Origin of the sequence: Martelella sp. UBA3392 (genome assembly GCF_002358775.1) — a bacterium.
Classification (GTDB): Bacteria; Pseudomonadota; Alphaproteobacteria; order Rhizobiales; family Rhizobiaceae; genus Martelella; species Martelella mediterranea.
The window spans coordinates 17,196-29,591 of record NZ_DEPM01000058.1 but is presented as its reverse complement, the minus strand read 5'-3'; the positions used below and the strand labels follow the sequence as shown (position 1 = coordinate 29,591).

Sequence of the window (12,396 nt, the reverse complement as noted above, 5' to 3'; positions counted from 1 at the left end):
CGGCTCCGAGGGCATCCGAAACGCCGACGGGATAGAAAGCGCCTTGGCCCGTCCGCGGAATCTGGCTGCATATGGAGCCCCGGACGCGTCAGACCTTGCCGCAGCCTATGCGTTTGGTCTTGCCAAGAACCATGGTTTCATGGATGGCAACAAGCGCACGGCCTGGATCGCGGCGCGTCTTTTCCTTGCCGATAACGGATACCGGCTTCGCTTCCAGCCCGTCGATGCAATTCAGTTGATGGAAGGTGTGGCTGGCGGCGTGATTGGGGAAGACGAACTCGCGCGCTGGTTTAGGGATCGGCTGGTCGAAGCTTGACGGGAAATGACGTTATTGCAGGAACCTTGGGCGAAGCAATTTGCTCCGCCCAAGGGCGTTCTCAGGTTGCGCGCAGAGGAGCTCGGACGGCGCTATCTGGTCTCGAGGTTCTGCGCGACCTGGGCGTCGAGATGATTGGCAAGAGCAATCGGCAGCCGCAAGGACTGCGACAGTTTTTGCAGGAAGGCTTTTTCATCCGGATGATCGGGATCAATCGCCACGCGCGCGGCAAGGTACAGTTCTGCCGCCTGTTCCTGGTCCGCGGCCAGGGCCGCAATCTGGTCGGGTGACAATGGGTTTTGCATGGCATCGAAGATGAACGCCTTGTCGTCGGCATCGAGATCAGAACCGTTGGCCGCCTCGAATATCTGCTTTTGTTCGTCGGCTCCGATATGGCCATCGGCATTCGCGGCAGCAATCATCGAGCGGATGAGCGCCAGGGCGAAAGGCTTGTTGTCGGCTCCGAGCGAGGGCGCAAAGCGCGAACCCTCCTGCGGCACGTCCGTGGCGGTCGCGACCGGCGCCTGGTCGGCCTCCTGTCCAGCCTGCCAGTTCTGGTATGCCCGATGCGCCAGGGCGCCAAGCACGGCCGCGCCGCCATAACCAAGCGCTCCTCCGGCCATCTTGCGCATCTTCTTGTTGCCAAGCATCACGCCCAACAGCCCGCCCGCCGCGAGGCCACCGAGCGCGCCGCCCGGCACGCCGATACCACCGCCTTTTCCCGACTGCTGAGTGCCGCGACCGCCCAAGGCGCCGCTGATCAACCCGCCAATGCCATTGCCGCCCTGAGCTTGCTGCGTTCCTTGCGCGCCATGATACCCGCTTCCCAGCTTTGCAGCGGCGTCGGGGCCAAGAAACTGTTCGAGTAGTTTTTGCGGGTTCATGAAAAGCTCCTGTTTCTCGGAGTGGAGGTAAGTGCTGGCAAGTGTCTTCGCAAGATGCGAAGCTGCCGGGCCAGGCGGCGTGGAAATCGCGGTTTCGCAGCACTGTCTTCGGCAGGCCCGAAAGCGGCCTTGAATTCATGTTTCAGGATTTCGACTTCGTATCCGCAACAATATCGCGTGGAAATGGCCATTCACATCGCAGCCCCTATCGGTCCCGTTCTGTACCTTGATGACATCGAGAACGGCCACATGTGCCTTTCGGCCCTGTTCATCACGTCGAAAGACGACCAGCCGTGGCCGATCAGGCTTGCGACGGGGGATGTGCACGCCGTCAGCCTCGCGCATTTCGAAAATGCCACTGTCTGGCGCGCGCGGTTTTCCCTACCCGCCGACCGATCGTCGGAATACGACTGGAACGGCGAAACCTACCGGGTCGCTGGCGACCTGACCGGCGATTTTCGCCTGGCCTATGTCTCCTGCAACGGAGAAGAAGTGGGCGACATGGCGCGCGAAGGTTCAGAGCGCAACGCCATGTGGAGCCGCCTGCGCGAGGCGCACCGGAGCCGGCCCTTCGCCCTCATGCTTCATGGCGGCGACCAGGTCTATGCCGACGAAGTCACCGAAGGCCATGCGTTGAGCGCGGATTGGCCCGACACGCTGCCGCGCGACCCCTCGCGCGCCGCGCTTGCCGATCTCGGCCACTATCTGCGCGAACGCTTTTTTGAGCGATATGCCGCGCTCTATGACGCGCCGGAGCTGGCGTGGCTGGCCGCGCGCGTGCCCTCGCTGATGCAATGGGACGATCACGACATCTGCGATGGCTGGGGATCGTTACGTCGCTCCCGCACCTATTCTCCCGTCGGCCAGACCTTGTTTGCGGCCGCAAGGGAAAGCTTTCTGCTGTTTCAGCAAGCGGCCACGGAAGATGATCTTCCGGCGCGCTTTGCGGATCGGTCGGGCGCGCATATGGGGTGGAGCATTCACATGCCCGGCCTGCGCATCATCGCGCCAGATTTGCGATCGGAGCGTACGCGGCGCGATATCATGGGGCCGGGTGGCTGGGCAATGATGGAGGCGGAAGCGGAGCGGGACCTGCCGGGGCAGACGATCCTTATGTCCAGTGTCCCGCTGCTGGGGCCGCGTTTGTCCTTGCTCGAGGCCGGCATGATGGCGGTCCCGCGCATGCAGAAGTATGAAGACGACCTGCGCGACCAGTGGCAAAGCCGCGCGCATCGCGAGGAATGGCGGCGCATGCTGTTGCTGGTTCGCGATATGGCCCTGAAGGATCAGCACAATGTGACCGCCATCTCGGGGGAAATCCACCTTGCCACCCGGGCGGTCATGGATATCGGCAACGGCCTGCATCTGCATCAGCTGGTGGCCTCGGGGATCGCGCATCGTGCCCCGCCGAAAGCATGGGCGCGCGTTCTGGGCGCGTTGTCCTGGCTTGGCGAGAACCCGCTTCCCGGCCATCCGATCCGCGTCGCATGTCTGCCCGGCCAGCGCGCCCGCTATGTGGCCGAGCGCAACTATCTCGTCCTCGAGCGACAAGACAGCACCTGGCGCGCGTGGTGGGAGCTGGAAGTATCCGGAGCGACGCCGGCGCTCCAACTCTGAACCGCACCCATCGGGATCGGCAATGATCGATATACTGCTCTGGACCGCCGCGGCGATGGAAGCCACCTGTGGTTGCCGAGGCCATCGCTGGGTCGCCGGCTGTTGTAGTTGATATAATTGTCGTAGGGCAAGCATAAGGAGCTTGCATCCCATACAGAGATTGTTGCGGCACGTATGTAAATCGACTGGGAATGTCGATCCCTTATTGGATTCCGGTCTCGGCCGTGCACGCTGGCCGATCCACCGGATGGGATCTAAAGCCGGGAGTTAAGAGCTCTGCTCGCGCAATCTTCACCCCCAACTGAATGGCGGGCCTTCCTCGCGGAAGCGGTCGAACTGTTCGATGGCCTTGATCGACCGGCCGTTGTCGATCGCGGCGAGGTCGAGAATTACGGTATTGGCGATTGTCATCGGCACGACGAGCGACTGAGACTGGCCGAGCGCTCCGCGCGAGACTGTGATGTGGTGGTCCGGCGGCGGGTTGAACCGGCCGCCTGCGACATCGGTGATCGCGAGCGTGGTCGCGCGCCGGTCTGCCGCCACGGAGCGGATATCGTGCATCAGCGGCGGCGGACTGCGGAAGGCGAACAGCCAAAGCACGTCGCTGTCCGACATGGTCATCAGCGTTTCGCGCATCAGGTTCGGCGTCGCGGTCAGGTCGCTCGCATTGTAGCCCGAGCGGTTGAGGCGGAGGTTCACCAGGTGCGCAAGCGCACCGAAATGGCCGAGGCCGACGACAAACACGCGTCGGCAGTCGCGCACGGCTTGGGAGAATCGCCGGATCTGGCCGTCATTGACCGCCTTGCGGGCGGTCTCGAGGGCGGCAATCTCGCTGTCGATGACAGAGGAGACCAGCGCGCCCTCATCGGCGCGCAGCAGCCGGGCGGCGACGCGGGCGGCGCCATTGTCGAAATCCTCGCCCTCGTCGACCAGGCTGTTTTGCAGGAAGGTGCGGAACTCGGGATACCCTTCGAAGCCGAGTCGGCGCGCGAGGCGGACGGCGGAGGAGGGGTGAAGCCCGGCGCGGTTTGAAATCTCGCGGCCGTTTTCAAGCGCGGCCCGCATCGGGTTTTGCATCAGCACATCGAGGAGCCGTGTATCGGCCGCCGTCAGCCGCTCTGCATTGAGCGCCACGAGTTCGCTCAGGTGTTGGGGAATATCGTCTGCTCTGTCCATGTCCTGCCCGATATCAGCCTTCCTGAACGGCGAATTCACGGCGCGCGCCGGTCTCGCTGTCGAAGAAATGCGCGGCCTTCATGTCGCAGGCGATCCAGCAATCATCGAGATTGGCGGGAAGCGCGCTGCGGTGGGCGGTCAGCGTAACCCGGCCGGCCGGCGTCTCGCAATGGAGCACGACGTCCGAGCCCGTCATTTCGCTCAGGGTGACGCTGGCGGGAAGCGCGGTGCCTGCGGGTTTCGCGCCGACCAGCGTCAGCGCGTCTGAACGCAGGCCGATGGTCAGGTCCGACGGGACGCCGGCGCTCTTCAGCTCGGCGGCTTCGAGGAAGTTCATCTCCGGTGCGCCGATGAAGGAGGCGACAAAGCGGTTCGCCGGCCGGTCGTAGATCGCCTCGGGCGTGTCGAACTGCTGCAGGTGACCGTCCTTCATCACGGCGATCCGGTCGGCAAGCGACAGCGCCTCGGTCTGGTCGTGGGTAACGTAGATGATGGTGGCCTTCAGCGTCTTGTGCAGTTCCTTGATCTCGCGGCGCATGACGACGCGCAGCGCGTTGTCGAGGTTCGATAGCGGTTCGTCCATCAGGAAGGTCGATGTCTCGCGGGCGATTGCCCGGCCCATGGCGACGCGCTGGCGCTGGCCGCCGGAAAGGGCCGCGGGCTTGCGGTCAAGATAGGGCTCGAGCTGCAGCGTGCGAGCCACCTCCTCGGCCCTGGCATTGCGCGCCTTCTTCGGCATGCCGCGCAGTTCCAGGCCGAAGGCGATGTTTTCCCGCACCGTCATGTGCGGATAGAGCGCGTAGTTCTGGAAGATCATCGCGATGTCGCGGTCCTGCGGGGCGATGTCGTTGGAACGCTTGCCGTCGAGGATGATGTCGCCCTCGCGGCAGGTCTCAAGCCCCGCGATCAGGCGCAGCAGTGTCGACTTGCCGCAGCCGGAGGGGCCGACGATGACGATGAATTCGCCGGGGGCGATATCCATCGACACGCCGTGCAGTACGGTCGGGCCCCGGTCATAGGATTTGCGGATGTTTTTCAGTGTAATGCGGCTCATGGTCTCGTCTCCTGGCGGGCATTACGGATGGAAAGGGCAAGGGTTGGGCGGTCGGTGGTGAACACCTTGACGCCGAGATCGAAGGCCTTTTCGATCTGCGGACGGGTGTGTGCGGCCCAGCAGCCGAAGCCGAGGCCGGCCTCTTCCACCATCGCCTTCAGCGCGGCGCTGGCGGTATCGATATGGACGCCGATTTCGGCGATGCCGCGCAGCCGGGCGATTTCGATCACGCCGCGCGGACCGAGCTGGGTGAGGAGAGGGGGCGAGACCAGCCACAGCGCCGGCCGGTCGGTCGCGTCGGCAAGGTCCGTCAGCGTGTCGAGCAGGAAGGAGGAGAAGGTCGCGGTGGCAAGCTTTCCACCGGCATCGAGCGCTGCAACGGCCTTCGGCACGAAACCCGGATAGGGCCGTCCGTCATGGCCGGGCTTGATCTCGCAGCGGAAGGCGACCGGGCTTTCGGCGAAGATGGCGCAGAGCTCCTCGACGTAGAGCGGATGGCGGAAGCCGGCGCCGGCGTGGTCGACGATCGCGGCGCGCACTGCGGCGGCCGTCATCGCCGCAATCACGCCGGAGGTGTCGGTGGTGCGGTCGAGGGTCGCGTCATGATGGACGATGATGCGGCCGTCGGCGGTCGGGTGCAGGTCGAACTCGACCTCGTCGACGGCCATGGCCGCGGTCGCGGTGAAACCCGCCCAGGTGCTGTCGCCGAACTCGAGCGTACCGCCGCGATGGGATGCAATGCGTGTCACTGTGGTCTTTCCAGTCATGGTCATGATTATTTCACGGCGCCCATGGTGATGCCGCGGATCAGGTGTCGCTCGACGAGGACGAAGCCGAGGATCACCGGCAGGAGCGAGATGGTGGAGGCGGCCATCACCAGCGGCCAGTCGATCAGCCCCTCGCCGGGGTTGAGGCGGTAGAGATGGGCGAGGCCGACCTGCAGGGTGTAGAGGTTCTCGCGGCTGGTGGCGACCAGCGGCCAGATATAGTTGTTCCACTCGCCGATGAAGATGTAGAGCCCCATCGAAAGGATGGCGGGCTTGGCGATCGGCACGATCACGCGCCACAGCACCTTCATGGGCGTCGCGCCATCCATATAGGCGGCCTCATCGAGCGCCTTCGGGATGCCGCGGATATATTGCCGTAGGAAGAAAGCGGCGAAGCCATTCGAGATCGCCGGCAGGATCAGCCCGGCATAGGTGTCCAGCAGCCCGGCATCGGCAAGCGTCAGGTAGTTCGGGATGAGGCTGATATGGCTGGGGATCATCAGCGTCGCCACCGTCGCGGCGAACAGCAGGTTGTTGCCCGGAAAGGTGAAGCGGGCAAAGGCGAAGGCCGCCATGGTGGCGAAGGCCGTGCCGATGACGGTGACCGCGCCGGAAACGATGATGCTGTTGAACAGATAGCGGGCGAAATTGTACTGGCCGACGGCGACCTCGTAGTTGATGAGGGTGAAATGCACCGTGCCGGTATAGTAGGCCGTCGAGGTCTGGAACGACATCCAGATTGAATAGAGCACCGGCGACAGGAACAGCAGGCCGGCAACAAGGGCGAGGCCGGAGAGGATGGGATTGTCAGGCTTCATAGTGAACCCTCCGTCCAAGCACGCGCGATTTGAACACGGCAAGCCCCACCAGCAGAATGAACAGCAACACGGCGAGCGCCGAGCCCTGGCCGATATCGAAGAGGGTGAAGCCGATCTGGTAGAGCCGGTTGACGAGAAGGTCGGTAGCGCCCGCCGGCCCGCCCTTGGTCATGACGTCGACCAGCGTGAACACCTGGAACGCCTCGATCACCGAAATGACCAGCAGGAAATAGGTGGTCGGCATGACGAGCGGAAAGGTAACCCGGCGGAACACGTGCGCCTTCTTGCCGCCGTCGACGGCGGCGGCGTCGTAGAGCTCCTGCGGGATCGCCTGAAGCCCGGCAATATAGATGACGACGTCATAGCCAAGCTGCTTCCAGGTGTTGATGAAGATCAACACGCCGAGCGCGAGGTCCGGGTTCTGCATCCACCGCACCTTGTCGATGCCGACCATGCCGAGAAGGCCGTTCATCATCCCGAAATCGGTGGCAAACACCCAGGAGAACACCACCGCGATGGAGACCGTCGAGGTCACCGACGGCAGGAACAGGGCGCCGCGCAGGATGCGCCGGGCAAACGTCTCGCGGGTGAGCGCGCTCGCAAACCAGAGCGCCAGGCCGAGACGGATTGGCACGGATATGACGGCGAAGACGGTCGTCACCCACAGCGAATTCCAGAACGCATCCGAGCGGAACAAGACCCGGTAGTTGTCGAAGCCGACAAAGGGCTTGTCGGCCGACATGAAGTCCCACTGGCGGAAACTGAGATCGACGCTGGTGACGATCGGGATATAGGTAAACACCGCGATGAACAGCATCAGCGGCAGAACGAAGAGATAGGGTGTCAGCTTGCGCAGCATGGGCGGCTTCCTGTGCTGCCGGGGTTGCCGGCAGGCTGTTGGCGGCTTGGCCCGCGCGCCGGAGCGGCGCGCGGGCCTTTGCGTCTGTGCTGATTTCAGCGCCTATTTGGCGAGGCGGTCGGCCTCTTCGCGGGTGCGGGCGGCAAAGTCGTCGAGTGCCGGCTGCACGTCCTTGGTGCCGAGCGCCATGGCCTGCCAGACATCGTATTCGTTGGCGCGCATCCAGGTGACGACCGGCGGGCGCGGGCGGCCGCGGGCGAAGTCGAGCTGGTCGATGGCAACCGTGATGCCCTCTTCGTTGGCGATCGCTTCGGCCGCTCGTGGCTGGTCAGCGGTCTTCTTGTTGATCGGCATGTAGCCGGTCGCGGCAAACCAGATCGCGTTCGATTCCGGGTTAGCCGCAAACGAGATGAACTTGTAGGCCGCATCCTTCACATCCTCATCGGCGGAGGACAGGATGCCGACGCCGGCGCCGCCGATCGGAACCGAGCAGACCTTGTTGCACGGCATGGGCAGCACGACGACGCTGTCGCCAAGCGCCTTGTTGACGTCGCCGTAGTCGCCGGTCGAGTTCATCATCATGCCGGCGTGGCCGGAGAGGAAGACCTGCTTGTCGCTGGACTCGTCGGTGACGCCATCGGGCGAGGCGACGCCATCCTTCACCAGCGAGGCCATCCATTCATAGGCTTCGACCGTGTTGGGGCTGTCGATCAGAATGTCGCCGGACCTGGAATCGATCAGGTCGCTGTCGTTCGACATGATCAGGCCCCAGCGGGCGAACTGGCCCGGAGACGTCATGCCCATGACATCTTCACCACCCAGACTATCGGTGATCTTCGACGCGGCGGACTTGATGTCGTCATAGGTGACGAGCGCCGGCAGCTCGGCGTAGCCGGCCTTCTCGAAAACGTCCTTGTTGACGTAGAGAACCGGCGTCGAGGAGTTGAACGGGATGATGTAGTTCTTGTCCTGATAGACGCCGACCTCGCGGGCGAAGTTGAACAGGTCGCCTGAAAGCGGATCGTTGGCGAGCTGTTCGGTAAGGTCCTCGAGAACGCCACGGTCGGCGAACAAGCCGTAGCGGGTGACTTCCATGATCACCGCGTCAGGCGCGCGGCGAGCCGGAATGGCCGCCTGGAGCTTGGCGACAATGTCGTTGTAATTGCCGATGAACTGGGCATCGATGGTGATATCGGGATTGGCTGCTTCGAAGTTGTCGATGATCTCGGCGAGCGCTTTGCCGTTTTCGCGGTCATCGGCGAAGCTGTGCCAGAATTCGACGGTGGTTTCTGCGGCGAAGGCAGCGGATGCCGTTAGGGTGAGGGCGCCGGCAAGAAGGCATGCGGAAAGTCTGTTCATGGAGATGATCCTTTGCAATCATAATTGCAGTGTGATGGCTTCCTGCAATTATTCCTCCATGACGACAGTCCCATGAATGGGAGATGAAGCTTTGATAACAAGCCTGGCTCCCGGCTTCGCATCGTCGGCGCTCAAGGGGGCGAGGCATTCTCCGGGTTGGGTCTCCGGTTATGTGCGGAGAATCCTTCTGCCAGGCCAGAGGCAGGTGCGATCCTCTAGGTCCGCAAGCCCGTGGCCGCCCGCGTTGCGCAGCTTGCTCTTCTGTCAGCGCCAAAGCCTATGACCACGAAAACCACGCGGTGCCAGAAGGCGCGTTCCGCCAGCTGTCCGAAGCCATGTCGAGGTCACCCTTCACCAGCTGCGATCAAGCCTCTTGGGCCTCACTAGAGCCCGATTGCGCGCAGCAGCAGGTGACTATTCGTCAGCCAGAGGCGACAAGATCATGCATGCGGACCGACAGCCAATCCTGCGGTAAAAATGCCCAGAAGCGGTTGCGTTCACTCAGCCCCTGCTTTGAGCCGAATAGGGAGTAGAGCGTCGGCGTATTGATCCCCTTGGCCTTTGTGAGGTCGAAGGTTGAGATTCCTTCATAGCAGCGTTGTCAGCCGACGAGTGCACGACGATCTTCCTAAGGCATGCCGCTAACCGGCTCCTGCCCTTGCAGGCTGGTCAGGCCCTCCCTTGTCGTTCAGGCAATTGACGTTCCATCGACAATCACATGGTCATGGTCCATGGAACATTTCTCGATGCGGGCTTCGATCCGGTAGACGGCGCGGAGCATTTCGACGGTGACGACGTCGCGGGGCGTTCCGCAGGCCCGCATGCGGCCATTCTCAATCACGATGACCTTGTCGGCAAAGCGCAGAGCCTGGTTGAGGTCATGGATCGCGATCAGGACGATCATGCCCCGGGTCTGCGCCTGCCTGCGCATGAAATCCAGCACCTCGACCTGCCGATGAAGGTCGAGGGCGCTTGTCGGCTCGTCCATCAGCATGATGTCCGGTTCGCGCGACAGCGCCTGCGCGATCGACACGAGCTGCCGCTGCCCGCCCGAAAGCGCGCCGAGATCGCGGAAGGCGATCGACACGATGTTGAGCGCCCGCATGATCTCGTCGATCAGCCTGGTGTCTTCGTCGCTCACCGACCAGGACTTGCCCTGCTTGCGGGCAAGAAGGATCGATTCGTAGACCGTCAGCACGGCATTCGCCGATGTGTCCTGCGGCATGTAGCTGATGGCATTCTTTGCTCTGGAGCCCTCGACGCGCACTTCGCCCGGGCCCTTCAGAATGCCGGTGATGCGTTTGAACAGGGTCGATTTCCCGGCCGCGTTCGGCCCGATGACCGCAACCAGTTCTCCAGCCCTCATCGGCGGCGTCGTTACATCTTCAACGAAGAGCTTTCGGCCGTGATAGGCGCCGACCGATTGAAGCTGCAGGGCTACCATGAGCGGCTCCTGTTGGAGATGATGAGTGAGAAGAAGAAGGGAACGCCGACAAGGGCGGTGATGATCCCGATCGGAAAAACAACTCCTGGAATGATGGATTTCGAAACGATCGAGGTCACGGACATAAGCAGAGCGCCGGAGAGGAGGGAGCCCGGCAGGAAGAACCGCTGATCCTCGCCGAGGATCATGCGGGCGATGTGCGGACCGACCAGACCGACAAAGCCGATCGTGCCGACGAAGCTGACGGGTATGGCCGCCAGCAGCGAGATGATCAGCATGGTTTCGAGCCGGATGCGACGGACATTGATCCCGAAGCTTGCGGCCTTGTCCTCGCCCAGCCTGATTGCGGTCAGCGCCCAGGCGTTGCGGGCGAAAAGCGGCACGGCGAGCACCAGGACCGCAAGCGTCACCCAGATCTTCGGCCACGTCGCCTTGGTCAGGCTGCCCATGGTCCAGAACACGACGGCGGAAAGCGCCTGTTCGGAGGCGAGATATTGCAGGAATGCCAGAAGCGCATTGAACGAAAACACGAGAGCGATGCCGAGCAGCACCACGGTCTGCACCGTCACCCCGCGCAGTTGCGAGACGAAGTGGATGAAGAGCGTTGCGGCCAGCGCCACGATGAAGGCGTTGACGGGAACAAGCATGCCGGCGGCGACGGGGACGAGCGAAATACTGGTGACGATGCCAAGCGCGGCGCCAAAGCTTGCGGCGGCGGAAATGCCCAGCGTGAACGGGCTCGCCAGCGGATTGGCGAGGATGGTCTGCATCTGCGCACCCGAGAGGGAGAGGGCGGCGCCCACCACAATCGCCATGACGGCGACGGGCATGCGAATATCCCAGACCACGGTACGAACCTGCACGGAGACGGATGACGGGCTGAAGATCGCTCTCAGCACCTCGCCAAGCTCGTAGCGCGCTGGCCCCCAGGCGAGGTCGATCGCAAAGGACAGGAAAAGAAGCGCCGAAAGTCCGAAGAGGATCAGCAGCTTGCGCCGGGCAAGGGCGCGATATCGCGCCCCCCCGGCTTCAGCCTCGATCATGTCTATCGAAGCATCCATGATTTCGGCCTACTGCGCCGGCTTGATGTCAGCCCAGTAGCCCGGCTGGTAATCGATCGGCAGGAATTTCTCGTGGAACTCCGCAAATGTCGCGTCCGGATCGAGATCGGCAAAAAGCTCGGGGTGGAACCATTTGGCAAGCTGCTGCACGGCAACGAACTGGTATGGGCTCGTATAGAACTGATGCCAGATCGCATGAACATCGTCGTTCGCCACCGCCTTGGACCCGGTAAAGGCCGGATGCTCCATCAGCGTCTGCAACACCGCGCTGTTTTCCTCTGCGGCGGACGCGGAACCCGGGCCGACATTGACGAAGCCGCTGGCATCCTCCGTATTGGACCAGTTGGCGCCGGTGATGACGATCACATCGGGATTGGATGCCAGAACCTGTTCGGCATTGATGGATCCGGTATAGCCCGGCAGGAAATCAGAGCCGATATTGTGGCCGCCGGCCCAGTCGACCATGAGACCGAAATTGTCCGGGCCGAAGGTTCCGCAGCACTCCACCAGACCGGCGGCGCGGTACATGAAGACGTCAGGCTCCTCCGGTTGCGCCGCTTCCAGCGTGTCCGTGACCCGCGCCATCTGCGCGTTCCAGTAATCGGCGACGGCCTCGGCGCGCTCCTCATGTCCAAAGAGCTTGCCGAGCACTTCGAGGCTCGGTTCGGTATTCTTCAGAATATGCTCGCGGAAATCGATATAGACGATCTTCGTGCCGGTTTCCGCCAGTGTCGCCTCAAGCCCGATTTCATCCGCGGCTTCCCTGTCGCCGATCGGCAGAAGCAGCACGTCGGCATCAAGATCGACAACGGTCTCGATCGAAAGCGTGCCATTGGAAAGACGGCCCAGGAAGGGTATTTCGGCGGCCTCGGGAAATTTCGCGACATAGGCGGAATAGCCGCCCTTGTCATTCATATACATGTCATTGCGCCATCCGACGACCTTGGCGAAGGGGTTTTCCTTCTCGATCGGCGCCAGCCCGTAGATCATCCGGCCTTCGCCGAGGATCACGCGCTCGACCGGTGCATCGAAGCTCACCGC

At 62.9% G+C, this 12,396-nt stretch carries 12 protein-coding genes; 2 read left to right on the top strand and 10 right to left on the bottom strand.

Annotation, left to right across the window (positions count from 1 at the left end):
- On the top strand, positions 1-316 hold a 316-nt coding region (locus B4E36_RS04395), incomplete at its 5' end, for a type II toxin-antitoxin system death-on-curing family toxin (RefSeq protein ID WP_345900025.1).
- A 92-nt stretch (positions 317-408) separates the two neighbouring features.
- On the opposite strand, the gene B4E36_RS04390 is transcribed toward B4E36_RS04395, so the two are convergent.
- Entirely contained in the window at positions 409-1,200 is a 792-nt protein-coding gene (locus B4E36_RS04390; RefSeq protein ID WP_292058651.1) for a tellurite resistance TerB family protein, read from the bottom strand.
- 183 nt (positions 1,201-1,383) lie between these two features.
- Between B4E36_RS04390 and B4E36_RS04385 the strand changes: the two genes are divergently transcribed.
- A complete protein-coding gene (locus B4E36_RS04385) occupies positions 1,384-2,817 on the top strand; it encodes an alkaline phosphatase D family protein (RefSeq protein ID WP_292058663.1) in 1,434 nt (477 codons plus the stop codon).
- Positions 2,818-3,108: 291 nt separating this feature from the next.
- On the opposite strand, the gene B4E36_RS04380 is transcribed toward B4E36_RS04385, so the two are convergent.
- From B4E36_RS04380 to B4E36_RS04340, 9 genes are all read right to left on the bottom strand, one after another.
- A complete protein-coding gene (locus B4E36_RS04380) occupies positions 3,109-3,993 on the bottom strand; it encodes a MurR/RpiR family transcriptional regulator (RefSeq protein ID WP_292058650.1) in 885 nt (294 codons plus the stop codon).
- 13 nt (positions 3,994-4,006) lie between these two features.
- Complete coding sequence (locus B4E36_RS04375; protein ID WP_292058649.1) at positions 4,007-5,047, bottom strand: ABC transporter ATP-binding protein; 1,041 nt, start codon at positions 5,045-5,047, stop codon at positions 4,007-4,009.
- Positions 5,044-5,796, bottom strand: coding sequence for a glycerophosphodiester phosphodiesterase family protein (locus B4E36_RS04370; protein WP_292058648.1), 753 nt, complete (start codon positions 5,794-5,796; stop codon positions 5,044-5,046). Before B4E36_RS04370 ends, B4E36_RS04375 begins: the two co-directional genes overlap by 4 nt.
- Positions 5,797-5,822: 26 nt before the next feature.
- Entirely contained in the window at positions 5,823-6,632 is an 810-nt protein-coding gene (locus tag B4E36_RS04365) for a carbohydrate ABC transporter permease (RefSeq protein WP_292058647.1), read from the bottom strand.
- Entirely contained in the window at positions 6,622-7,491 is an 870-nt protein-coding gene (locus B4E36_RS04360; RefSeq protein ID WP_292058646.1) for a carbohydrate ABC transporter permease, read from the bottom strand. The genes B4E36_RS04365 and B4E36_RS04360 overlap by 11 nt, the downstream gene beginning before the upstream one ends.
- A gap of 102 nt (positions 7,492-7,593) precedes the next feature.
- A complete protein-coding gene (locus B4E36_RS04355; RefSeq protein ID WP_292058644.1) occupies positions 7,594-8,850 on the bottom strand; it encodes an ABC transporter substrate-binding protein in 1,257 nt (418 codons plus the stop codon).
- 688 nt (positions 8,851-9,538) lie between these two features.
- Positions 9,539-10,294: an ABC transporter ATP-binding protein gene (locus B4E36_RS04350; RefSeq protein ID WP_292058642.1), complete on the bottom strand. Its 756-nt coding sequence runs from the start codon at positions 10,292-10,294 to the stop codon at positions 9,539-9,541.
- Entirely contained in the window at positions 10,288-11,355 is a 1,068-nt protein-coding gene (locus B4E36_RS04345) for a FecCD family ABC transporter permease (protein WP_292058640.1), read from the bottom strand. The genes B4E36_RS04350 and B4E36_RS04345 overlap by 7 nt, the downstream gene beginning before the upstream one ends.
- 9 nt (positions 11,356-11,364) lie before the next feature.
- Entirely contained in the window at positions 11,365-12,393 is a 1,029-nt protein-coding gene (locus B4E36_RS04340) for an ABC transporter substrate-binding protein (RefSeq protein ID WP_345900026.1), read from the bottom strand.
- Between the last annotated feature and the right edge of the window lie 3 nt (positions 12,394-12,396).

Coding starts and splice junctions, on each gene's coding strand:
- B4E36_RS04390 (WP_292058651.1), bottom strand. CDS start 1,200: ATGAACCCGCAAAAACTACTCGAACAGTTTCTTGGCCCCGACGCCGCT.
- B4E36_RS04385 (WP_292058663.1), top strand. CDS start 1,384: ATGGCCATTCACATCGCAGCCCCTATCGGTCCCGTTCTGTACCTTGAT.
- B4E36_RS04380 (WP_292058650.1), bottom strand. CDS start 3,993: ATGGACAGAGCAGACGATATTCCCCAACACCTGAGCGAACTCGTGGCG.
- B4E36_RS04375 (WP_292058649.1), bottom strand. CDS start 5,047: ATGAGCCGCATTACACTGAAAAACATCCGCAAATCCTATGACCGGGGC.
- B4E36_RS04365 (WP_292058647.1), bottom strand. CDS start 6,632: ATGAAGCCTGACAATCCCATCCTCTCCGGCCTCGCCCTTGTTGCCGGC.
- B4E36_RS04360 (WP_292058646.1), bottom strand. CDS start 7,491: ATGCTGCGCAAGCTGACACCCTATCTCTTCGTTCTGCCGCTGATGCTG.
- B4E36_RS04355 (WP_292058644.1), bottom strand. CDS start 8,850: ATGAACAGACTTTCCGCATGCCTTCTTGCCGGCGCCCTCACCCTAACG.
- B4E36_RS04350 (WP_292058642.1), bottom strand. CDS start 10,294: ATGGTAGCCCTGCAGCTTCAATCGGTCGGCGCCTATCACGGCCGAAAG.
- B4E36_RS04345 (WP_292058640.1), bottom strand. CDS start 11,355: ATGGATGCTTCGATAGACATGATCGAGGCTGAAGCCGGGGGGGCGCGA.